This is a genomic window from Sphingobacterium sp. BS-2 (assembly GCF_046161205.1).
GTDB lineage: Bacteria > Bacteroidota > Bacteroidia > Sphingobacteriales > Sphingobacteriaceae > Sphingobacterium > Sphingobacterium mizutaii.
The window spans coordinates 66384-89760 of sequence record NZ_JBIXGO010000010.1; the positions used below are offsets into that span (position 1 = coordinate 66384).

A 23377-nucleotide genomic window follows, 5' to 3' on the forward strand; every position below is an offset into this window, starting at 1 on the left:
AACAAAAAAAAAAGAAGGAATGGCGATTAACCATTCCTTCTTTCTATTAGGACCATCAGCATCAAGCTGAGGACAAATCGTTCATCATCGACCTCCTGCTGGGTTAGTTTATTTACAGTGAATTTACGTCCAAAGAAGGAAGGTTCCTTTACAATTTCAAAGACCGGTTCATCCCGGTCATTTCGCAGGATATAAGCTGGATTGAAAACATAGCCAGAAAGTATCCCGATCAATGGAAGCTCTCCGAAAAGACCATCCCAAAACTTTACCCAAGGGTTCTTTTCCTTGATGGTATGGTCTTGTACATCATTTGAATCCATCAGATTAAATGTAGATCGCCAAAGGGATTTGATTGACTTCCTCCTCACCTTTCCAATTACCTTTCCGGTACGGTCAGAGATCGTGAAGGTTTGCTGAAAATCGATGAGCTTGTTCGAACGGAGCTCATACAGCAACTCAGCCTTGCTTTCATCCCTATAAACCATGATATGATCGCGCCAAGAGAAAATTTTCTCTCGGACATAGTAAATGCTGTTGCCATTGGCATCCTTCGCCGAGAAATCATTCGCGAGACTCGTAACACGAAATTGGAAATGTAAAGGATATTGTAAGTCTTTCATAAAATAAAAATATGGAATAGAATTGATATTTGAATATGACCATATTTCACATTTTCTTAATAGACTAAATGTTTACTTCACCTAAACCTAATTAATAAGTAATAATCCGATAACATCACCTATATATTTTTGAAAAGATTTTTGGATTCCAGATTTAAAATTGGGGTTCAACAAACAATAAATTAGCTTTTTGAACGGTTTTGAAGGCTGGGCTTCTTGGCGTCGTACTGGGATTCCAACGATAAAACCGGGACCATCTATACTTGCAAATATCCCGGTTCGTTATGTTTATTCAGACAATGAACAAAATAATCCAAGCCTATTGGATTGGGTCAATGCATATATGGGTGGAAAAATGCCTAATCAAAATGTGAAAGTTTGGTTTCAACCATAATGCTTATTTTTAATAATTACTCTTCCTATCAATAATTATTAGATAGGAAGAATTACTGTAATCAACCTTATGAAGAAATTATTCATTACCCTTAGTCTAGGAATCTGTTTGTTTTCAAACTTCAATTCCTTCGCCCAAGTTAAACCAATCGCATTTCTTCCAAATGCCCATTCCCATAACGACTATACTCGAAACAATCCTTTTAACCAAGCTTATGGCTTAGGTTTTGGATCAATTGAGGCAGATTTATTCTTAAAAGATGGAGAGCTTTTTGTTGCCCATGACCCTGAAGACATTACAAAGGAAAGGACCTTTACCAAACTGTACTTAGACCCCATCCTTGATGCTTTTAAACACAGTGCTGATGGATACCTGTTCCCTAAAAAAGGTCAATTGCAATTATTGATTGACCCTAAAACTGAGGGTGCCCCCATATTGGAACACCTTACAAAGTTGTTAAAACCGCATCGTGAACTTTTTGACAGCAAAAATAATCCTAAGGCGGTCAAGCTTGTGATAAGTGGGAACCGTCCTAAGCCTGCAGATTTCCATAAATACGATGAAATCTTCTTTTTCGATGGAACATTGAATGAAAAATACAATCAAAAAGAACTAGAAAGAATAGGATTGGTGAGCGCTAGTTTTGGTTCTTTATCAAAGTGGAATGGCCTTGGTCGATTAACTGACAAGGATTTGCAAAAGGTTAAATCTAAGGTTGATTCAGTACACAACCTGGGAAAGAAAATCAGATTTTGGGCGGCACCAGATACCAAAACTACTTGGTATGAATGGCAAAAAATAGGGATAGATTTTATCAATACAGACAAACCATTCGAGTTAAGTGAGTTCTTGGTCAATGAACCGAAAACAGCATATCAAGAAAACTCTCCATATACGCCCTATCAGATTAAAGGGAACTTCAAAACTGGTTTAAAGCCAAAAAACATTATACTTTTGATCAGCGATGGTGCTGGACTATCCCAACTCTGGGCGGCTGCCATGGCAAACAGAGGTAATTTGAATGTGCTCAACATGCCTTATACAGGTTATCTTAAAACACAGCCTACTGACAATTACCATACGGATTCAGCGGCTGGAGGTAGTGCCATTGCCACTGGACACAAAACAAAAAACAGATACATCGGCGTGGATAGTCTTGGCAATAAAGTGGCGAATTTACCTGATCGCTTAAACAGCATTGGAATGCGTACTGGTATTGTTTCCAATGATGATATCACAGGTGCCACTCCCTCTGCTTTTTTCACACATGTCAACGAAAGGGACCTTTCGGATAGTATTGCAAATGATATCCTAACCAGTAAGTTGAACTTATTTATCGGAGGCTCTAACCAATCTTTTACAAAACAAGACAGTTCACTGATTAAAAAGTTAAGATCTAAAGGTTTTGAAATAGGAACTTCTTTGGAAACCGTTCAAAATAGTTCAGCTAAGCAACTATTGGTATTCCAAGAAGATCAAGTTGACCATAAATGGAATAAATTGGACAAGGAGCAATCGGAAATCAAAACTTCATATCGCTTTATCGAACATGCCTTAGAACCTTCGATTGACTTCCTTAAAAAAGGAAACAACAAAGGTTTCTTTTTAATGATTGAGGGAGCTAAGATTGATGGTGGCGGACATAGCAATTCCACTGGATTCTCCATTACCGAATACTTGAGTTTCGATAGATTAGTTGGTCAAGCGCTGGAGTTTGCGGAGAAAGACCAGGAAACTTTAGTCATCGTCACTTCGGATCATGAAACTGGAGGAATGATTATCCTAGATGCAGATCCTAAAACAGGAAGAGTATTGGCGAATTTTGCTACTAATGACCATACTGGAATCCCAGTTCCTTTGATGGCTTTTGGACCTGCTGCTGAACGCTTCCAAGGTTTTTTGGACAACACGGATATCGCAAAGATTATTTATGAATTAAAAGGGCTAAACTAGTCGGTCCTTCAAGCATAAAAAAAGCTAGTCTTATTTGGAAACTCAACCAAAGCAGACTAGCCTATTTTTATTTATATTTCTCTTATCTCTTCAAAGAATTCGGATTAATATTTCCATTTCAATCTGTCAAATACTTTAGACCACATCCAAATCGGCCCAATCGTCAATAGGTTCAAAAATGAAGCATTTCCCTTTTTTACTTTATTGCTGCTCAGGTAAAGCCCTAGCAATCCGATGATGGCAATGATACTACATACCAAGATCACTGTTGGTCCACCGTCGCGTTCAACATATTCCAGTTGTACGATGAAATAACTCATGATCCCAATCGTGAATAATACCGCATAAGACAATGTAGGAGCTAGTTTCAAATAGCAATAGATTACGATAGCAATAAAAAACGATCCCCAGTTCAAAAAGGTATGGGCATTCATCTTCACCAGAAAGTCTAACTGCGGAAAAGGAATCATCCAGATTAAGCCCATGATCCCGAAGAAGGCCAAAAACAAAGATATGGCATATATTGCATAGTTTCCTGTTCCATAAGTTTGATCCAATTCGTAAAAATGTTTCTCTACAGGTCTGGAAAACTCTACCTTTTTATTGGTTTCATTAGCCTTTTTCTTCATGCCAGCAAAGTTAACTATTCTTCGCTAACATTTTATCCTTTCTATACGCATAATAAAACACCACTGGCAATACTGCAAAAGATAGAATCAAACAGATCAACAACCCTCCAACGATCATAATCGCTAATGGTTTCTGTATCTCCGATCCCATTCCACTCGAAAGGGCTGCTGGTAATAGTCCCATGGAACCCATTAAGGCAATCATCACAATGGATCTGATCCTACTTTTCACCCCAAGATCAATAGCTTCTAACAGTGGCTTCTTCTTCAGGTACTCTTTCATTACGGCAATCAAGATGATACCATTGATCGTATTTACACCGAACAGGATAATCAATCCAATACCGGCAGAAATCCCAAAGATGGTTCCTGTGATCCATAAGGAAAGGAATCCTCCGATAAATGCAAATGGAATGGTGATAGCAGCAATGGCTGTATCTTTCATGTTTCCAAAATTGCTATAAAGCAATATGAGGATTAAGACCAAGGAGATGGGAATAACCGTCATCAATTGCTTGGTTGCACGTTCCTTACTCTCAAATTCACCTGCCCATTCCATATAGTTCTCTTTTGGGAGTTTTATGGAACTAGCTACCACTTCTTTGGCCTCTTCAATCGTACTTCCCAAATCCCTTCCTGAAATGCTAAAACCAATACCGATATAGCGGCTATTTCCCTCGCGATAGATAAATGCTGGTCCAGTCACATAACCGATACTGGCAATTTCCTGCAATGGGATATTTTCTCCTGTGCTGGTCGGAATTAAGATATTCCCTATTTTTTCTGGTGTATCTCGATATTCTTTATTGAAACGCAGCACCACATCAAACTGTCTGTCTTTTTCATAAAACTTGGTGGCAGCCTGTCCACCGATGGTCATGGCAATTACTGCCTGAACATCCTTGGTGAAAATGCCATACTTTGCCATTTTAGAATCATGGAGTTGGATCCGCAATTCAGGCAATCCGATGTTCTTGTAAACATTGATATCAGTTATCCCCCGGACCTTTCCTATCGCATCTGAAACTTGGTTCGCATAGTCTTCCAACTTATATAGATCATCACCAAAAATCTTGATTACCAAAGAACTCTTAACGCCTGCAACATATTCCTCTACGTTATCTTGGATTGGCTGACTAAATCCGAAGTTAATCCCTGGATACTGATTCAATTTCTCTCTTAGCTCTTCAATGATCTCCTCCTTATTCAATCCTCGTTTCCAAGTATTCTGTTCGGTCAATTGCACATTGAACTCAATATTAAAAAATCCTGTAGGATCTGTTCCATCATTAGGTCTACCCGTCTGGGTTAAGATAAAATCAATTTCAGGACTGGTTTCAACCATCAATTTCTTCATCTCTTTGGTCAATCTGCTAGATTCGTCCAGATTAATGCTATTGGGTAAAGTAGCTCTAATATAGATTGCACCCTCATTTAATTGCGGCAGAAATTCAGAACCGTAATTCATGAATTTTATCGAACATAGCGCTAGGATACCAACAAATAGGACAAGCGTTAATTTCTTGAATTTTAAAGCATAGCTATAAAGGCCATAAATGGATCTGTGGAAGAATCTTGTCACTATGTTTTCCTTCTCTTCCATTCCCTTTGTAAATAGCAATTTACACATCGCTGGAACATAGGTCAAACTCAATATCAAAGAACCTAACAATGCATAGCCTAAGGTATAGGCTAATGGAGTAAACATTTTGCCTTCTACCTTTTGGAAAGAGAAAATGGGCAATAAGGCAACAATGAGAATCATTAAGGCAAAGAAAATATAGGATGCCACGCTTCCTGCACTTTTCTTGATGACCCCCATCTTGGACATCTTAGCGAACCGCTCTGGACCTACCTTATGCGACAGGGTCGCTAAAGCGACAAATACCGTTTCCACGATCACCAATGTTCCCTCCAATAATAAACCGAAATCCAAAGAGCCCATTGAAATCAAATTCGCTGGCAGCCCCTGGATCTTCAGCATTATTATGGCAAATAAGAATGAAAGCGGAATAACAGAAGCCACAATAAAGGTGGATTTCCAATTGTAAAGGAAAATAAATACGATCAGCGACACCAATAAAACACCTTCTACAATGTTTTTAGACACTGTCTTCACGGTACTGTCGACTAATTTAGTTCGGTCAACGGCTGTTTCGATCTTTACATTATCAGGTAATGTCCTGGTATTTAACTCTTCAATCTTCTCCTTTAGCAATCCAATAACCTCGGAAGGGTTCTCCCCTCTCAACATTACAACGATCCCTTCTACAACATCTTCTTGATCATTGTATCCTACGCGACCCAACCTTGGTTTATTGGAAACTACAACTTCTGCAACGTTTTTTATCAAAACGGGTGTAGAGCCATTTAATTTGACTGTAATATTTCCTATATCTTCGATCTTGTCCAATAATCCAACACCGCGCACTACATAAGCCTGATCGCCTTGTTGGATAACATCTCCACCCACATTGATATTGGATTTTGACACCGCCTCATACACATCAAGCGGAGTCAAACTGAAATTCTTTAATTCTGTTGGATTGATCTTGATTTCATAAATTTTCTCCTCACCTCCAAAACTGATTACGTTGGCAACACCCGGTACAGATAAAAGCTCCCTCTCAATCACCCAATCTTGGATAGCAGAGATTTCTTTAATGGGCAGATCACTTTTAATAATATACCTGAAGATCTCCCCAGTAGCACCGGAAGGAGGTTCGACCTCAATTTCAGTACCTTCAGGAAGATCGATGCCTGCCAATTTATTCGAAACATATTGTTGCGCATAAAAGTCATCAACCCCATCATCAAACTGAACAGTGACAACGGAGAGACCAAACAAGGAAATCGAACGGATATTAGACTTCCTCGGAATGCTGTTCATCTCCTTGGAGATTGGCAAAGTCACCAACTTCTCGACCTCCTCTGCACTTCGACCAGGCCATTGGATGATAATCCTTGCCCTAGTATTGGTAACATCAGGAAAGGCCTCAATCGCGGTATGTTTCAACGCATATATCCCAGCAAACAGGAGCGCAAAGGTTGCAAATAATATAAAAGTGGTGTTCCTTAATGAAAAGGTGACTATATTCTGAACAAACTTCTTCATTCTTACAATCCCTTAATCTGTTCAAAAATCAACAAAGCATTACTACCTATAACCTTCTCATTCTCGGCTAATTTATTGCTTACATAAGTAACCTCTTCATTACTTGAAATGACATCAAGCTTCTTCGCTTCTAATTGGCAATCTCCTTTGTAAACCACCATGAAATTCTCATTATTGCTGAAAACAAGTGATTTATTCGGAATAGCTAATGCAGTTTCTTCTGATTTGACCTTGTCGATGATGATATCGGCACTTAAGCCTGGCATCAAGTTTAGGTTTTGGTTTTCCAAAACCACCCTAGCCTTCATGACATGCTCATTGGCATCAAAAACATTGTATATTTTATCAATCTTTCCTGTATAAACCTGGTCTGGATAAGCAATGGTCCTGACCTTTACCTGATCCCCAGTTTTTATAAACCTCAGATTACTCGCATAGACATTCAACATCACCCATACTTCCTTCAGATTCGAAATAGAAAACAATGGATCGCTTTCTTGGGTGATAATCTGTCCTTGACTGATATCTTTCTGAATGATATATCCATTTTTAGGCGCTAGGATTTGAAATGTACCCTCACCTACAGCATGATAGAGCTGCAAGGATTGATTAATGCGTTTCAATTCAATCTTGGCACTTTCCAACTCATGCTCCACCTGCAACATCTCCGGTTCAGATATCATCCCATCCTTCAAGAGATCTTTCTTGGTAACCAATAGCTTTGCCAAGAGATTGATCTGGTTTTGCTGTGCATTTTTCTGTTGAAACAAGCTCTGGATTTCCGTTGATTTGATCGTCGCAAGGACCTGCCCTTTTTTGACCTGATCACCAAGCTCAAAATCGACCCTATCAACTACCCCCAATAACAAACTTCTAAAGGTCACCAGGTCATTTTCGTTATATTCAATCTTCCCAGACAAGGTTAATTGCTCTACAATGGGGCTTTCCTTGACCGTAATAATCTCTGTAGACTTCTTCAATTGATCACTGATACAGAAAGCTTTTGCGCTGTCCTGTATATCGATTTGTTGCTGCTGGCTGCTTCCACAGCCAGTGCAACATGCAATCAGGGTAATTAAACCTAAGGGTAAACTTTTAATATTTTTCATTATTATAGTTCTTGGCCAACGACATACTGTAGTTGCTCAAATGTGATTAAATAACTTTCCTGTAATTCCAGATAGGCTTGCTGTGCCTCACGAAAGGCTTGTGAGAAATCAATGAATTCAATTAAAGTAACCTGTTGGTCCTTTAGATATTTGATATAATTCTCCAGAACCTGTTGCTGAGCTTCTGTATTATTGTCTTTCCAATTCGTCAAGTTCTCCCGATATAAAGCCAGTTTATTCAATAACTTGTCGATTTCATTCCCAATCTCCAATTGTCCAGCATTTAACTGAGCCTGTCCTTGTACTACTTGTATTTTTGCAGCTTGTATATTTCCCTTATTTCTATTGAAAATGGGCAGATCAATATTGACCCCAATACCGATGAAATTACTCATCACATTTCCCCCGCGCTCATAATTCATCAATAGGTTCAAGTTTGGAGTCCTTTGTGCTTTCTCTAAGCTCAATTGCCCTTCAGAAAGCTGAATTTCATTAGCCATCGAGCGCAGATAAATATTTTGGGATTTAGCTTGATCCTTGAGGTCAGAAGATAACAGGGGCTTCTCTTCGACCTGAAACTGATCGAATGATAATTGTCCCGCATTCAAATCCGGCAAGTGGGTAAGGGTTTTTAACTGTTGGAGGATCTCATTTTTCTGGCTCTTCAAATCCAAGAGCTCCTTCTGTATACCAACCAACTCGGTATGCACCCTCAAATAGCTTACTTGGGAAACATGCTGCTTTTCAGCTTGGACTTTATATTGTTCATTCAACTTAGAAAACAATTCCAAAATGGAATGCAATTGTTGTTCTTCTAACTGAATTCTTTGCAGACTATAAAAATTGGTTCTTAGATCTAGTTTTAGCTGCCTCAGGATTTCTTCAAACTCCAATTGGGCCGAAGTCTTTTCCAAAGTTTTTATGGCAACTCGCTTCTTTCGTTTTCCAGCAGTCTCGATCAATTGTTCCAAACCCATATTGATCTGTTGCTTGCTGCCAAAATTGCCAATTATATTGGGCATGGTTTCAAAGGAACTATTTGCCCAAAGGTTTAGATTATCCACAGTAAGGTTAGGATTGGCCCACAACTTTTCCTGCACGATCAAGGCTTCCGCTTTATCAATATGAAACTTGTTCGCGATTAACTGCAAATTGTTCTTCAGAAACTGGGCTTCTAAATCCTTAAGGGAATAAGTCTGAGCTTGCAGAATAACAGCAAGGCTGCTCAATATGAAAACTAGATAGAATTTCTTCACCATTAATCTTTTCTGCAAACCTATAATTTGCAGATTAAGGTGAGTTTTAAATTAGATTAGAATTTGATTAGAATTTTAAGGAGACCTGTGTGCCGACCCCTTCACTATATAATTGCATGTCAATTTTGTGCAGCACAAAAATAATATTGGCCATAGAGAGTCCAATTCCTTTTCCTGCATATTTTCCGGTATTCTCACCACGGTAGAAATTCTCCTTGACCATATTTAGATCCTCTTGCGAAATCCCGATTCCTTGGTCAACTACCAACACCTCCAACCTTCCATGTTCTTCATGAATTACAACAGTTATCTTTTTATTATCCGAATACTTTATTGCGTTCTCAATGATATTATTGAAAGCTAAAGCTAATAATTTCTCATTTCCATCCCATTCCAATAGATTGGCTTTCTCCACCTCGATCTTCACTTCAATATCAGCTTGGTAATAAAGCACCGCATTTTCAATGACCTGCCAAATGATCTCATCGACCCTTAATTTAGAAAACTCAAAATTTGTTTTAGCACCAGAAAGCAACATCATGTTTTCCAAAGTCTCTTCTAGGTCATTGGTATATTGCTTGAGCTGTTGAATGACATCCTCGTATTCTTCCTTACTCCGCTCTCGTTGATTGGTCACTTCCAAAGTACCCAGCAATGCGGTGATAGGAGTCCTGAGCTCATGCGAAACATAATCAATGAAATTCTTCTGCACGTTAAAGGTCTGTGAAATACGATCAACAAATAAATTATAGGTATTCACCAAATCCTGGATCTCGGAATAGGAGCGATCTAAATGGATGGGTTTTTCAAAATTCTGGCTATCTCGGTCTTTGATCTGTTTGATCACATTCACGATCGGTTGGTAGGCGATATAGCCCAAGAATCTGGAGAAGAAGTAAATGATGCTTAAGCCAACAAAAAATGCAATGATCAATATATGCAACAAGGATTGCATCTGCTTATTGAAACCGTCCTTGGATTCCCTGGTGACAATCACGAAATCACCTTCATTGTCATTATAGAAGATTCCATTATAGAAGAAATGTTCTGTATTGAAGAAGGCGTTCTTTTCTGTTCTTGCTTGTTTTAAAAAGTCTTTCGAGATATCAGAAATAACAGACATATCGCCAGCCTTCCTCTTATCTAGGCTGTCAAATACGACGATATCCCTTCTTGAAATCGTCTTCTGCAGCTGCTTTTGGATATTCTCGTGGTCCAAGCTGCTCAATTCATCTCGCTCCAGATAATAGATCGCTGCCAGCAGGGATTTACTTTCCAAAGCATGCTGTTCAGACTTTTCCATCTGCACGTAATAGGCAAAATAGATGGTAACTGAAATCAGCAGTGTGACCACACTAAAAATACAGATAGAATATAAGGCTAACCTATGCTTTAACTTCATGAATCGTACTTAAACATATATCCAATCCCTTTAACGGTCTGGATAAACTTCTGATCTTGACTTTCAACTTTATTCCGCAGATAGGATATATAAACATCCACTACATTGCTATGATTGTTAAAGGTGATACCCCAAACAGCATTTAAAATTTGCATGCGGCTAACCGTCTTATTTCGGTTTTCAATCAGGTACATGAGCAATTTAAATTCCCGCGGTGAAAGATCAACCAATTCGCCCTTTAAATATACTTTATACTGATCTGTATCAATTTGCAACTCATCAAATTCCAATATCGGGTTCTTTGGCTTATCCTGCATCTGGTATTGCTTCCTTCTGCTCAATGCATTGATACGGGAAAGCAGTTCCTCAAAATGGAAAGGTTTGGTCAAATAATCATCAGCACCATAGTCCAAGGAGGTAACCTTGTCCTGAATGCTATTCAGGGCACTCAGCATCAGTACAGGCGCATACACCTGTTTATAGCGTAAGGTCTGCAATAGCTGCACCCCATCTATACCCGGCAACATGATATCCAAAACGATCACATCCCAATCCACCTTCAGGTTCTCCTCCAACAGGGCATCTTCCGCATTCTTGCAGAGGGTAACCAAAAAGCCATTTTCCTCTAATCCTTTAATCAAAAAGGAGCTTATCCGATGATCATCTTCAACAACTAATACTTGCATTTCTTTTAATTATTTCAAATTTAGCCATTTAGCCTATACCTTAATGCTATTTTATTGAATTCTAATCAAATTCTAATATCCCAAAAAAGAAAAAGCCCATCAATTGATGGGCTTTCCAATAAATTCTATTTGAATTTTATTTCGCATAAGAAACCGATCGTGTCTCTCTAATAACTGTCACTTTAATCTGACCTGGATAAGTCATTTCTGTCTGGATACGGTTTGAAATATCTGCCGCCAAGATTTCAGCTTGTGCATCAGATACTTTTTCACTCTCTACCACAACACGCAATTCACGTCCTGCTTGGATAGCGAATGTTTTCTCCACACCTGGATAAGACAATGCTAAATCTTCCAATTCTTTCAAACGTTTGATGTAACTTTCCACAACCTCACGTCTAGCTCCTGGACGAGCACCTGAAATAGCATCACAGGCTTGGACGATAGGAGAAATCATAGAGGTCATCTCGATCTCATCGTGGTGTGCACCGATGGCATTGCAAACATCAGGATGTTCCTTATATTTCTCTGCCAATTGCATTCCCAAGATCGCGTGAGGCAATTCCGGATTATCATCGGGCACCTTCCCAATATCGTGCAGCAATCCTGCTCGCTTCGCATGTTTCACATTAAGCCCCAATTCCGCAGCCATAGTCGCCGCAAAATTAGCTACCTCACGAGAGTGCTGTAATAGGTTCTGCCCATAAGAAGAACGATATCTCATTCTACCCACCATCCTGATCAATTCTGGGTGTAGACCATGAATCCCTAAATCGATAACCGTACGTTCACCGATTTCAACGATTTCATCCTCGATCTGCGTACGTGTTTTAGCCACGACCTCTTCGATACGAGCCGGGTGGATACGACCATCCGTAACCAATCTATGTAAAGATAAACGCGCAATCTCACGGCGAACTGGATCAAAGCCAGAAAGGATAATCGCTTCAGGCGTATCATCAACGATAATCTCAACCCCTGTAGCTGCCTCTAAAGCTCTAATGTTACGACCTTCACGTCCAATGATACGACCTTTGATCTCATCATTTTCAATGTTAAAGATAGAAACTGTGTTTTCAATTGCCGATTCTGTTGCAGTACGTTGGATAGTTTGGATAACTACCTTTTTAGCTTCTTTCGATGCTGTCAATTTAGCCTCATCAACAATATCCTTGATCTGCATGATCGCTTGAGAACGAGCCTCTTCACGCAATGAATTCACTAATTGTTCCTTAGCTTCCTCTGCTGAAAGACCGGCCATGCTCTCCAATTGCTTGATATGTTGGCCTTTTAACTGTTCTACCTCTTCCTTCTTCTTGTCATTGAACTCAATCATCTGATCCAGTTTCTTGGTCTTGTTATCCAAATCCTGTTTTTCACGATTTAGATTCTCCAATTTCTGGTTTAATGATTGTTCTTTTTGACGAATGGTATTCTCTTTTTGGGAGATGGTATTATTTTTTTGATTTACTTCTTTTTCATGTTCAGCCTTCAATTGCAAAAACTTCTCTTTTGCTTCTAACTGACGCTGCTTTTTTATATGGTCTGCTTGCTGCTCTGCATCCCTTACGATTTGGGCAGCCTTTTCATTCGCCGATTGCTCCTGTTTCTTGAACAACATCTGTAATAGATATCGTCCAATAAAAACACCGACAACCAGTGAAATTATTATTGATATAGTAGTGAAAAACTCCATTTGTTATTATTTATAATTTAATATGTTAATGTAATAGCATTTATTTTCCAAAAAAAAACCGCAATTAAATAAATCAGGTACCATGTATTATTAAACTTCGATTACACATGATTTGAGCGTATGATTATGACCTAGATGGCTTTCGCAAAATGGCCTATATCTTTAATTTGCTCGTGATATTGAAGCGTTAAGTTTAAAATAGTGACAACCCGAATTTAATTGCGGCAAATTCGTCGTTACAAGCTCTAAATTCTAAGAACGTAAACGTATTATTTTTTGAAGAAATCTGTCAGAATATTATCCAGTTCATGAATGGAATTTTCTAAACCAGAATCCTGGTTTTGACTGTTCCGCTCGGCCTTGATCATACCCGTGGCATATTGCAATACACACATCGACAACAAGTCTTGCTTATCACGAACCGCATAGTTATCCTGCAGTTCCTTAATTTTCTCGTTTATTAGCTTCGCGGCATACCTAATCACCTCTTCCTCCGCCGTCTCTACACGTAAAGGATATACTCGATCTGCTATATTTATTTTTATGGAAATCTCTCCCATTTTCTTTGAGCTTAATAACGTAATAAGTCTATTTTCCTACTCCCTTATCCTACTTCAATAGACTTATACATTTGTCTATTTCTCGCACAAAATCGTTAATTTTTCGTTTTGTGTCAAGTACTTTTTCATTTATAGCGTCTTTATCGATCTCCGAATTGTCTAAAGTTTTGGCAACCGCCAAGGCTTTCACCTTGTCTTCCAGCTGCTTAACCTTATCTGAACTCGTATCAAATGCAACTTGCAATGATTGAACTTCTAGCTTTAACAAGTCATTCTCCTCTTGCAAGGCTTCACACAATTGAATAAGATTTTTCGTTTTCTCAACGATAATATTCATTTGGGAAGATAATGACGCCATAGTATTTCGCAATTAATGTATAAATTTTTAGCGCACTGATGCGCCTACTTCTTTCTCAAAGTTAATAATTAATTTTTGAATAATTGCATCAATTTGTTTGTCTGTAAGTGTTTTTTCTTCGTCCTGAAGCGTAAAACTCAAGGCATAAGACTTCTTGCCCGCTGGCAATTTATCCCCCTTATAGACATCAAAAATCTGCACATCCTTCAACAACTTTCTCTCTGTCTTTGTGGCAATTAAACGCAATTGTTCAAAGGAAACCTGATCATCCAATAACAAGGCTAAATCACGTCTTACGGATGGGAATTTAGAAACTTCCTTGTAGGTGATTTTATTTTTCTTAATCACTTTAATCATCAGATCCCAGTCAAACTGCGCAAAGAATACCGGTCCATCCACATCTGTTTTCTTCAGGTTGGCTTTTGAAACCGCCCCAAAAGATACCAAGACCTTCTCTCCTTTTTTATAACTCAAGCCGTAATCAAAGTAAGTACCTGCATAATCCTCAATACGGATACCTTCTACTTTCAATCTCTTGATGATATCGTCCACAACCGCTTTGATATCATAGAAACTCACGCCTTTCGAATTATTGTTCCATTGCTCTGCTTCTTTCTTGCCTGAAAGTGCAATGGAGAACAATTGTTTTTCTACATAATTGTCATCAACGATGTTATACGATCTTCCGTATTCGAAAATCTTAAGATCTGCATTCTTACGTTTTTGATTATATCCGATGGCAATCAAAGCAGAGAACAACAAGTTCTGACGCATCACATCCAAATCACTGCTCAATGGATTCAATAACTTCACCGCGGTCTCAGCATTTTCCAAGTAATCATCCTTGGTCAATGAATTCGCCAAGATCTCCCTATAGCCATTGGCAATCAATAGATCTGCAATCTGGTTCAGCACAACTTCTTTATCTGGTTTCTCCGAAGTATTTAAAGAAGCTTTTATCTGGGTCTTCAATTCAATATTGTTGTATCCGTAAATACGCAAAACCTCTTCTACCACATCAATCTCACGGATAACATCAACCTTGTAGGCCGGAACCTTAACATCAAATCCTTCTTCGGTCTCATTTTCGATCTCAATGCCTAAGCTTAAAATGATCTCTCTAATGGTTTCCGCTGGAATATCTTTCCCGATGACACGTTGGATATTCTGATAGCTTACAGGAAACTCAAAAGGCTTAATCGGGTTTGGATATAGATCCACAACACTTGAAGCCACTTCTCCACCAGCTACCTCTGCAATCAGGATGGCTGCTTTTTTCAAAGCATCTACGGTAATATCTGGATTGGTACCACGCTCGAAACGGAAAGATGAATCCGTTTTTAAAGCATGTCTTTTCGAAGTTTTCCTTACAGTAACTGGGTTAAAGTATGCCGACTCTAGGAAAATCGAAGTTGTTCCTTCTGTTACCCCTGAGTAATCACCACCGAAAACCCCTGCGATACACATCGGTTTCTCGGCATCAGCAATCACTAGATCCTCAGAAGATAGCTTACGTTCAACACCATCCAAAGTCTTGAACAATTCACCCTCTTTAGCCTTCCTAACAATCACTTGATTTCCGGAAATCTTATCCTGGTCAAATGCATGCAAAGGTTGACCTAAATCATGAAGGATATAATTGGTAACATCGACGATATTGTTGATCGAACGAACCCCAATCGCACTCAATTTATTTCTTAGCCATTCTGGCGACTCGCCAACTTTGATATTCTTGATATTGATACCTGAATATCTTGGCGCATCAGCTTCAGATTCTACTTTCACTGCGGTTCCATTAGCGGATACAGTTTGAAAAGAACCTAAATCCAAGGCTTTTACGGTAGATCTGAAATAAGCTGCTAAATCTCTAGCCACACCTAAATGCGAAGCCGCATCGGCACGGTTTGGTGTCAAACCAATTTCATAGCAATAATCATCCTCCATCTTGAAGTATGATTTCACTAGACTGCCAATCTCCGCATCTGCAGATAGCTCAACGATCCCAGCATGGGAAGTTCCTAAGCCAATCTCATCCTCTCCACATAGCATCCCTTCAGATGCTTCACCACGAATTTTAGATTTGGTGATTTTAAATGGATCCCCTGCTGTAGGGTGACAGGTTGTACCAACCTGTGCAACGATCACTTTTAAACCTGTGCGCACATTGGGTGCACCACATACTATGTTCAATAATTCAGGCTTACCTACATTTACAGTAGTTACCTTTAGTTTATCAGCATTTGGATGTTGCTCACAAGTAATCACTTCCCCAACAACCAATCCTTCCAAACCTCCCGGAATACTCTGCTCAACCTCCAAGGATTCTACTTCTAAACCAATATCTGTCAAGATTAAGGAAAGCTCCTCTGGGGTTTTATTTATATCAATAAAATTCTTTAACCAATTATAAGAAATTCTCATCGCTACAATTTTTCAAGACACAAAGATAGGACTTTGTGACCTAAATGCACAGGTTTTTTGGACTATTATCAGGATTTACCTAATTCCAAAAGAACAGCGTCTAGGCTGCTCCATTCCCGATAAACAAAAAGCCTGTTTATTATCTAAATAAATATATTAATTCAAACTAGGTAAAGCCTTATTTATCAAGACCACACAATCGCTCTAAGTGCTGGTAATTGATACCAAAATAAGCTTTCAAACTTTTAATCTTTTCTAAGATTTCCGCTTGCTTCTTAGGATCAGTTTTCCTCTTAGAACCGACCAACATCACATTTTTAGGTGTATGCTGATCCGAAATAAATTGCATGACCCGCATTTCATAACCATAATATTCCATGATCAAAGCACGGATACTATCGGTCAACATCTCAGCATGTCGTTCCAAAAATATTCCATATTGGGTTATAAAATCCAAATCATTCTTTGCTTTCACCGCTTCCAGTTCCCTTCGGACCTGCTTATGGCAACATGGAGCCACCACAATCAGCTCAGCATCGTTTTGGATCCCTTTGTAGATGGCATCATCCGTAGCCGTATCACAGGCATGCAAGGCGATCAACACATCAATAGCCTCCGAAGGATGATAGTCCTCAATACTGCCTTCCTCAAAGCTTAAGGAATCAAAACCCGACTCCTTGGCCACCTGATTACAAAAATCAACCAAATCCTGCCTGTATTCTATCCCAACCCCGTCAACATCTTTTTCCAGACTGTTTTTTATATAATCATAGAGCGCAAAGGTTAGATATCCCTTCCCTGCCCCCATATCAACCACTTTGATCTTCTCCTTAGCAGGGAGTTCTTTTAATGAAGTACTCAACAATTCTATATAATGATTGATTTGCTTCCATTTATCCTGAGCATTCTTGAACACTTTGCCCTCAGCATCTGTTAGGTTCAACTTATGCAAATAGGCCTTACTGGAATCGCCTATTTTTCGTTCTTTCAACTTATCGTGAGATAGTGATTGTTCCTTTCTATTCGCGACAACTTCTTTTTGCAGGCGCCATTCACCTTTCTTGTTCATCTGGAAAACTAGATTCTCATTTAATTTCTGAGCATTCAGCAACCTGAAACCTCTAAAATCAACTAGCTTTTCCAGTTCCAAGATGGCATCATGAATCGAATAATTTTTGGTGATATCTTTCGTTTGATAACGATATACGAATGAAAGCATTAAATCCTGCTTGATTAACACCGGCTTTATATAGATATTCTTTAAATTAACGTCTTCGCCACGGTAATTACCTAAAGAAATTTTCTGAAGCTCTTTCTTTAGGACCATCCCTTCCATCTCCCCTAAAAAATCCTTGAGTATTGACATATTAATAATTTTTCCAAGGCAAAGATACTCATTGCTTAGAAACTAACCCCTTGTAGAATATGCAAAAACAAATATTATAGGTCATTTAAGCGTCTAAATCAAAGCTGATGTTTAGGCTAATTGCCCCAATTAACGTACCTTTGTGCATGCTAAATCCTAAAATTAAAGCCGTATTCTTCGATATTGATGGAACATTATTAAGTTTCAAAACCCATAAAGTTCCTGAGTCAACAGTGGAAGCTATTCGCCTCCTACAGACCCATGGCATAAAGACCATCCTTTCTACAGGCAGGTCCATCAACAGTATTGATCATATCAAATTTCTGGATTTTGATGGCTATATTACCTTCAACGGCGGATATTGCTTAACGCATGATTTTGAAGTGCTTTTCAAGCAAGCCATTGCCAGTCAAGATATTCAATCGGTGATCGATTACGCAAAGGAGCAGCCCCTGAGTTTCTCCTTTATGTCTGAACAAGAAATCACCATCCACGATGTGACCCCAGAAATTGCAGGTATGTATGCTCACTTGAATTTACCGGTACCTAAATTGGTAGATATGGATAAGGTAGACGTCAATAGCATTTTGCAAACCAATATATTTCTTGGACCAGAAGAGGAAGAGCATTTCATGAACACGGTCATGCCAAACTCCCTGGCCTCCCGATGGACACCATTATTTGCCGATGTGAACCCAAAAGGCTTAAGCAAAAAGGTAGGGATCGACATATTTTGCAAGCATTTTGGAATCCCTTTGGAAAATACCATGGCTTTTGGTGATGGCGGAAACGATATCAGCATGCTTAAACATGTACAGTTAGGAGTTGCAATGGGCAATGCTAATCCAGAGGTTAAAGAAATTGCCAATTATGTCACGGATGATGTTGATAATGATGGAATCTGGAATGCGCTAAAATATTTTTCGGTTTTATAAAATACCATATTCTAGGTATTGTTGGTTTCATATCAGTTAAATATATTTGGACAATCAAAACCAAAAGTTAACTCAAAATGAAAACAAAAAATTTTCTAGGACTTACTTTCCTGTCCTTAACGATCATCCTGTGCCTGACGCCAAAGCTCTCTTCAGCACAACAAAACACAGTAAAGTTCAACCTATTACCTTTAATTGGCAAAACCTTTTCTTTCGAGTATGAACGTATGGTTGCTCCAAAAATGAGTGTCAATGCTAGTGTAGGTTTTAGAGCTAAATCTTCCCTGCCCTTCAAAAAGTATTTTGATGATTTAATTGAAGATGAGAATTTCACTTCCGACGCTACATTAGATCACTTTACTTTTTCTCCTGAGTTCAGATTCTACACCAGTAAAAATGGAACAGGTGGCAGAGGTTTTTATGTGGGTCCCTTTTTCAAATATGGCAAGTACAACATAGCCACAAACTATCCTTATGAGACAGATGAAGGAAATACAGAAACTGTGCCTCTTAAAGGTGGTATTGGCACTTGGGGTTTTGGTTTTGTGATTGGATCTCAATTTAAACTCGCCAAATCCGTGTTTATGGATTTTCGTATCCTTGGACCGCATTATGGAGGTGCAAGTGGTACTATTTCAGGTAAAATGGACCTTTCCCCTCAAGAGCAGCAATACCTAAGAGAAGAGCTTGAAAATTTACAGAATGATATTGTAGATATTGAAACCACGGTAGACGCCCAAGGAGCATCCCTAAAAGCAAAAAGCCCATGGGGAGGTATCCGCGCTGGACTTTCTATCGGATATAGGTTTTAAGGGTAGTCATAAGACAAAAGAACTTTGCACCTGCCTATATAGATTGAAATATTTATAGAAAACAAGGCGCTGAGTAATTAAGATTATAATAAAACAAAAGCGGAATTCTTGCAAATATCAAGAATTCCGCTTTTGTTTATTTCCAATTCTGAAGGGGTAGTGAAGAATCTGTACGCTTACCCTCCAACAGATCTTGTCATCGTGTACCGAAGGTACAGGAACTGTACGCCAGTGCAATCTTATTTGTAAAGTTCCCAGAACCTTCCTGCGTACCATGACAGGTTTGTTAAATCTGTGTTTCTAGATATTTAGACCTATATTTCCTCTCCAGAAGAATATTTTTTTCCGGCATACATCCCCAGCGGGGATAAATTATTTTAGCATGGATGGTAAACAATATAGGGGTAATGCAAAAACGATGTTCGATTAATCGAACATCGTTTTTGCGCGACTTCCAGGCTAACGTACCATGCCAGCTAAAATAATGGAACCCCAAAAGGGGTTCTATATTTAAAAAATAAAAGAGCTAATTTATTTTCATTGCCAACATGCTGTCATCACTTTCCAATAAATTTAGCTCAAATTTTTCCTTCTCAGGGTGACAGTTTGGGATTAACCGAAGGTGCAGGAACTGTACGCCAGTGCTAACCTATTATATGTTCAAAATAAGAAGCGGGCTTATGTAATACGCCTACCGTGGATGATGATCCTGTGCCGGATCTCGACGGATATCGAGCAAAGCCGAGATGCCGCTCACCATCGGTTTGATCTTGGTCTATCCTCCTATCCCATTAATCCTGGTTCAAATATCAAAAAGAGCCTATCTAAAAAATTAGAAAGGCTCTTCATTGTAAAATATTTCAAAACACCAATTCATAAAATCTAATAGATTTCCTTTCAATCGGCGAAACAAATGATCTTATGTCTATTGTCTACCTTAAGAAAGAACTACGTCTTCCTTCGCCATTAGATAGCGTTCCGCTTCTAATGCAGACATACAACCTGTTCCTGCAGCTGTAATAGCTTGGCGGAAAACATGGTCTTGAACATCTCCACAAGCAAAAACACCAGGGATATTAGTTGCTGTACTATCGGCTTTGGTTATCAAATAACCAGTTTCATCCATATCCAAGATACCTTGGAACAATTCGGTATTCGGTTTATGACCAATCGCCACAAAGAACCCTGTAACATCTAGGTCTTGAAGGTTTTTAGTCTGATTATTGATCACGCGTACTCCGGTCACCACTTGGCCATCTCCTAAGATCTCTACTGCTTCGGTATTATACAGAACTTCAATGTTCGCGGTATTGTTCACGCGGTGAACCATTGCCTTAGAAGCACGGAATTCATCACGGCGAACCAACATATAAACCTTTCTACATAATTTAGCTAAGTAGGTCGCTTCTTCTGCAGCTGTATCCCCTGCTCCTACAATGGCAACATCTTGACCTTTGTAGAAAAATCCATCACATACTGCACAAGCAGATACACCAAATCCATTATATTTTTCTTCAGAATCCAATCCTAACCATTTTGCTGTTGCACCCGTAGCGATAATAACGGTTTCAGCCTCAACGGTCTTCACCCCATCAATCTCTACCTTATGGATCCCACCATCAGTTGAAAAATCAACTTTTGTAGCATATCCAAAACGTACATCTGTACCAAAACGCTCCGCTTGAGCACGCAAATCTTCCATCATTACCGGACCAGTGATTCCTTTTGGGTAACCAGGGAAATTATCAACTTCTGTAGTTTGGGTCAATTGTCCTCCCGGAACCATACCCGTATAAACAACAGGTTTTAAATCAGCACGTGCAGCGTAAATGGCAGCAGTGTATCCAGCAGGTCCTGATCCTATAATTAAACAGGAAATACGTTCAATCTCTTGTTCTTTATTCATCATAATATTGAATGGTTCTTTATTTTTTAAATTTATCTTGCAAACCCTTTAACATATCATTGGTAATGGGTTTACCGGGCTCAGGTTTCCTTTCCGGCTTCTTGTATTCCTTGTTAGGCTGAGTTGCCTGAACAGGATTGTTTACCCTCGCCTCTTTTTTCTTGTTTTTATGCTCGTTCCAAATCCCTTCCAATACCTTCTTGGTATACAATGGAAAATCGCCGTTTTGCATCCAAGCATAATAGCTCGGCTCTACATCAAAGACATCAACAACTTTTTTCCCTTTGTGTTTCCCAAAGTTAATCGTTGCATCACCATCTTCATCATAGACCAAACGTCCTGCAAAATCAACCGGTTTACTCAAGTTGGTAAAAGAATGCAAGGCTTCAACGTCATTTACTACAGGAGTAGAAACTACGCCATGCTTATCTTCATATTCTGCATTTTCATATTTAGATAACTGCGCTTTCAAGACTTCATAGGTTGCTCGCACATCCGCCTCGGCGGTATGGGCATTGTCAAGACTCTCATTGCAATAAAACTTATAGGCTGCCTTTAGTGTCCTTTGTTCCATCTGGTGAAAAATGTTCTGTACATCCACAAAAGATCTTCCGTCCAAGGAGAAATCAACGCCTGCACGTAGAAACTCTTCCATTAACATCGGAACATCAAACTTATTTGAATTATATCCTGCTAAATCTGCATCAGCAATAAAATCAGCAACTTCTTTCGCTCTCGCCTGGAAATTCGGCAGGTCCTTCACATCTTCATCATAAATCCCATGAAACATAGAAGACTCCGCTGGAATAGGAATCCCAGGATTCACTTTCATCGTCAATGTCTCTTCTTTTCCTCCTGGACTTACCTTCAATATAGAAAGCTCTACAATTCTATCTGTTGATACTTGGACACCCGTAGTTTCCAAATCAAAAAAGGCCAACGGGCGCTTTAAGTTTAACTCCATTATCTATTTAATATTATGCTCTTGCAAATATGACAAAAATACAAAATCTATTGTTCACAATAGACCAATTAAACCAACAATAAGTGTTTTGAATGTAAAATCAATTATTTTTGAGCAACAAAGGAATGATCGCTCAATGTTTTCAGGAAAGCGATGATGTCTGCTTTCTCTTCTTCATTCATAGGTAACCTATTTCCATTCGCTTTAAAAATAGGATCTAAATTCTCTGCATACAAAACTCCTTGGTCCATATAATCTAATACGTCTTTTAAAGTCTTAAATTGCCCAAAGCTTCCATAAGGCGCAGTAAATTCAATATTTCTTAACGAAGGAACCCGGTAGCTCATCCAATCTTTTGGATCACCAGTCACCCTTGCCCTTCCCGCCTCTTCGGTATCAGGGTTTACTGGAAACCCAATATTGCGAAAGGTCTGGTCGGTAAACAGCCCTGTGCTATGGCAACTTTTACATTTCGCTTCAAACAATCGTAAACCTCTTTCCTCTGAATCTGTAAAACGCTCCTTGGCAGCGTGCATTACCCTATCATATTTGCTATTTGCACTGATCAATGTATATTCAAATTGAACGATGCTTTTATAGATTCGGTCAGCCGTGATTTGCTCATCTCCAAAAGCCTTCCTGAACATTTCTTTATAGGTTGGATCATCCCGTAGTTTGCCAATGACCTCCATGATCGATGAATTCATCTCCTCATGCGTAATGATTGGTACCAAGGGTTGTTTCTGCAGTTGTAGGATATTGCCATCCCAGTTATAATGCCTCATAAAAGCCATGTTTTGGACAGGAGGCGTATTTCTAAGCCCAACTCGATTGTATACCCCAATGGATTTTGGATTCTCATCCGCAAATGCCTTTTCAGGCCGGTGGCAAGAAGCGCAGGAAATGGTGTTGTTTCCGCTGAACTTTTTTTCATTAAAAAGCATCTTCCCAAGTTCTACACCATACTTGGTGGGCTTATTCCCCTGAACTGAGGAATTCATCGCAGGAAAATCCATAGGGATCTCCAAGGGTAATTCAGGATTGTCAAATGGAATTTCTTCAATCTCTTCCCTGTCTTGACAGGAACTCAAAAATCCAAGCACAAAGAATAGAACGACTAACCACTTTATCTTTCTCATATTGAAAAAATAAAAGAAAGAGCCTTCCTTACTCTAGAATAAGAAAGGCTCTACTG

Annotated in this window: 19 protein-coding genes; 4 read left to right on the forward strand and 15 right to left on the reverse strand. The window is 39.0% G+C overall.

Annotated features, from left to right (window positions below; translation table 11 throughout):
- Positions 1-26: 26 nt before the first annotated feature.
- Positions 27-620: a hypothetical protein gene (locus tag ACK2WI_RS03390; RefSeq protein ID WP_093095938.1), complete on the reverse strand. Its 594-nt coding sequence runs from the start codon at positions 618-620 to the stop codon at positions 27-29.
- 190 nt (positions 621-810) lie between these two features.
- Between ACK2WI_RS03390 and ACK2WI_RS03395 the strand changes: the two genes are divergently transcribed.
- Both ACK2WI_RS03395 and ACK2WI_RS03400 read left to right on the forward strand, forming a co-directional pair.
- Positions 811-1014: a hypothetical protein gene (locus tag ACK2WI_RS03395; protein WP_409149772.1), complete on the forward strand. Its 204-nt coding sequence runs from the start codon at positions 811-813 to the stop codon at positions 1012-1014.
- A 69-nt stretch (positions 1015-1083) separates the two neighbouring features.
- Positions 1084-2967, forward strand: coding sequence for an alkaline phosphatase (locus ACK2WI_RS03400; RefSeq protein ID WP_409149773.1), 1884 nt, complete (start codon positions 1084-1086; stop codon positions 2965-2967).
- Between the two features lie 104 nt (positions 2968-3071).
- Here the strand turns inward: ACK2WI_RS03400 and ACK2WI_RS03405 are convergent, their stop codons facing one another.
- The 11 genes from ACK2WI_RS03405 to ACK2WI_RS03455 all read right to left on the reverse strand — a co-directional run bounded on the left by ACK2WI_RS03405 (position 3072) and on the right by ACK2WI_RS03455 (position 17565).
- Complete coding sequence (locus tag ACK2WI_RS03405) at positions 3072-3596, reverse strand: hypothetical protein (RefSeq protein ID WP_409149774.1); 525 nt, start codon at positions 3594-3596, stop codon at positions 3072-3074.
- Between the two features lie 10 nt (positions 3597-3606).
- A complete protein-coding gene (locus tag ACK2WI_RS03410; RefSeq protein ID WP_409149775.1) occupies positions 3607-6711 on the reverse strand; it encodes an efflux RND transporter permease subunit in 3105 nt (1034 codons plus the stop codon).
- Between the two features lie 2 nt (positions 6712-6713).
- A complete protein-coding gene (locus tag ACK2WI_RS03415) occupies positions 6714-7820 on the reverse strand; it encodes an efflux RND transporter periplasmic adaptor subunit (RefSeq protein WP_409149776.1) in 1107 nt (368 codons plus the stop codon).
- Between the two features lie 2 nt (positions 7821-7822).
- On the reverse strand, positions 7823-9094 hold the full coding sequence (locus ACK2WI_RS03420; RefSeq protein ID WP_409149777.1) for a TolC family protein: 1272 nt from the start codon (positions 9092-9094) through the stop codon (positions 7823-7825).
- 49 nt (positions 9095-9143) lie between these two features.
- Positions 9144-10478, reverse strand: a complete 1335-nt coding sequence (locus tag ACK2WI_RS03425; RefSeq protein ID WP_409149778.1) for a sensor histidine kinase — start codon at positions 10476-10478, stop codon at positions 9144-9146.
- Positions 10475-11164, reverse strand: a complete 690-nt coding sequence (locus ACK2WI_RS03430) for a response regulator transcription factor (RefSeq protein ID WP_409149779.1) — start codon at positions 11162-11164, stop codon at positions 10475-10477. The genes ACK2WI_RS03425 and ACK2WI_RS03430 overlap by 4 nt, the downstream gene beginning before the upstream one ends.
- Positions 11165-11300: 136 nt before the next feature.
- Entirely contained in the window at positions 11301-12860 is a 1560-nt protein-coding gene (gene rny / locus ACK2WI_RS03435) for a ribonuclease Y (protein WP_313367413.1), read from the reverse strand.
- Positions 12861-13129: 269 nt separating this feature from the next.
- Entirely contained in the window at positions 13130-13420 is a 291-nt protein-coding gene (locus tag ACK2WI_RS03440; protein WP_093095922.1) for a cell division protein ZapA, read from the reverse strand.
- A gap of 49 nt (positions 13421-13469) precedes the next feature.
- A complete protein-coding gene (locus ACK2WI_RS03445; RefSeq protein WP_093095920.1) occupies positions 13470-13778 on the reverse strand; it encodes a hypothetical protein in 309 nt (102 codons plus the stop codon).
- Positions 13779-13805: 27 nt separating this feature from the next.
- Positions 13806-16199 (reverse strand): phenylalanine--tRNA ligase subunit beta, encoded by a 2394-nt coding sequence (gene pheT, locus ACK2WI_RS03450; RefSeq protein ID WP_409149780.1) that lies wholly within the window; start codon positions 16197-16199, stop codon positions 13806-13808.
- Positions 16200-16377: 178 nt separating this feature from the next.
- Complete coding sequence (locus ACK2WI_RS03455) at positions 16378-17565, reverse strand: class I SAM-dependent methyltransferase (RefSeq protein ID WP_409149781.1); 1188 nt, start codon at positions 17563-17565, stop codon at positions 16378-16380.
- 146 nt (positions 17566-17711) lie between these two features.
- Here ACK2WI_RS03455 and ACK2WI_RS03460 point away from each other — a divergent pair, with 146 nt between their 5' ends.
- Together ACK2WI_RS03460 and ACK2WI_RS03465 are read left to right on the forward strand one after the other, a co-directional pair.
- Complete coding sequence (locus tag ACK2WI_RS03460) at positions 17712-18500, forward strand: Cof-type HAD-IIB family hydrolase (RefSeq protein ID WP_093095911.1); 789 nt, start codon at positions 17712-17714, stop codon at positions 18498-18500.
- A gap of 77 nt (positions 18501-18577) precedes the next feature.
- A complete protein-coding gene (locus ACK2WI_RS03465; RefSeq protein ID WP_409149782.1) occupies positions 18578-19312 on the forward strand; it encodes a DUF3575 domain-containing protein in 735 nt (244 codons plus the stop codon).
- Positions 19313-20249: 937 nt separating this feature from the next.
- On the opposite strand, the gene trxB is transcribed toward ACK2WI_RS03465, so the two are convergent.
- From trxB to ACK2WI_RS03480, 3 genes are all read right to left on the reverse strand, one after another.
- Positions 20250-21218 carry a thioredoxin-disulfide reductase gene (trxB, locus tag ACK2WI_RS03470; protein ID WP_093097732.1) on the reverse strand — a complete coding sequence of 323 codons (969 nt, stop codon included), beginning with the start codon at positions 21216-21218 and terminating at the stop codon, positions 20250-20252.
- Positions 21219-21237: 19 nt separating this feature from the next.
- Positions 21238-22182 carry a 3'-5' exonuclease gene (locus ACK2WI_RS03475; protein ID WP_093095906.1) on the reverse strand — a complete coding sequence of 315 codons (945 nt, stop codon included), beginning with the start codon at positions 22180-22182 and terminating at the stop codon, positions 21238-21240.
- Between the two features lie 104 nt (positions 22183-22286).
- A complete protein-coding gene (locus ACK2WI_RS03480) occupies positions 22287-23321 on the reverse strand; it encodes a cytochrome c peroxidase (RefSeq protein ID WP_409149783.1) in 1035 nt (344 codons plus the stop codon).
- Positions 23322-23377: the final 56 nt, after the last annotated feature.

Excerpts from the sequence above, each read along its gene's own strand:
- ACK2WI_RS03390 (WP_093095938.1), bottom strand. The coding sequence starts at position 620 with ATGAAAGACTTACAATATCCTTTACATTTCCAATTTCGTGTTACGAGT.
- ACK2WI_RS03400 (WP_409149773.1), top strand. The coding sequence starts at position 1,084 with ATGAAGAAATTATTCATTACCCTTAGTCTAGGAATCTGTTTGTTTTCA.
- ACK2WI_RS03405 (WP_409149774.1), bottom strand. The coding sequence starts at position 3,596 with ATGAAGAAAAAGGCTAATGAAACCAATAAAAAGGTAGAGTTTTCCAGA.
- ACK2WI_RS03410 (WP_409149775.1), bottom strand. The coding sequence starts at position 6,711 with ATGAAGAAGTTTGTTCAGAATATAGTCACCTTTTCATTAAGGAACACC.
- ACK2WI_RS03415 (WP_409149776.1), bottom strand. The coding sequence starts at position 7,820 with ATGAAAAATATTAAAAGTTTACCCTTAGGTTTAATTACCCTGATTGCA.
- ACK2WI_RS03425 (WP_409149778.1), bottom strand. The coding sequence starts at position 10,478 with ATGAAGTTAAAGCATAGGTTAGCCTTATATTCTATCTGTATTTTTAGT.
- ACK2WI_RS03430 (WP_409149779.1), bottom strand. The coding sequence starts at position 11,164 with ATGCAAGTATTAGTTGTTGAAGATGATCATCGGATAAGCTCCTTTTTG.
- rny (WP_313367413.1), bottom strand. The coding sequence starts at position 12,860 with ATGGAGTTTTTCACTACTATATCAATAATAATTTCACTGGTTGTCGGT.
- ACK2WI_RS03440 (WP_093095922.1), bottom strand. The coding sequence starts at position 13,420 with ATGGGAGAGATTTCCATAAAAATAAATATAGCAGATCGAGTATATCCT.
- ACK2WI_RS03445 (WP_093095920.1), bottom strand. The coding sequence starts at position 13,778 with ATGGCGTCATTATCTTCCCAAATGAATATTATCGTTGAGAAAACGAAA.
- pheT (WP_409149780.1), bottom strand. The coding sequence starts at position 16,199 with ATGAGAATTTCTTATAATTGGTTAAAGAATTTTATTGATATAAATAAA.
- ACK2WI_RS03455 (WP_409149781.1), bottom strand. The coding sequence starts at position 17,565 with ATGTCAATACTCAAGGATTTTTTAGGGGAGATGGAAGGGATGGTCCTA.
- ACK2WI_RS03460 (WP_093095911.1), top strand. The coding sequence starts at position 17,712 with ATGCTAAATCCTAAAATTAAAGCCGTATTCTTCGATATTGATGGAACA.
- ACK2WI_RS03465 (WP_409149782.1), top strand. The coding sequence starts at position 18,578 with ATGAAAACAAAAAATTTTCTAGGACTTACTTTCCTGTCCTTAACGATC.
- trxB (WP_093097732.1), bottom strand. The coding sequence starts at position 21,218 with ATGAATAAAGAACAAGAGATTGAACGTATTTCCTGTTTAATTATAGGA.
- ACK2WI_RS03475 (WP_093095906.1), bottom strand. The coding sequence starts at position 22,182 with ATGGAGTTAAACTTAAAGCGCCCGTTGGCCTTTTTTGATTTGGAAACT.
- ACK2WI_RS03480 (WP_409149783.1), bottom strand. The coding sequence starts at position 23,321 with ATGAGAAAGATAAAGTGGTTAGTCGTTCTATTCTTTGTGCTTGGATTT.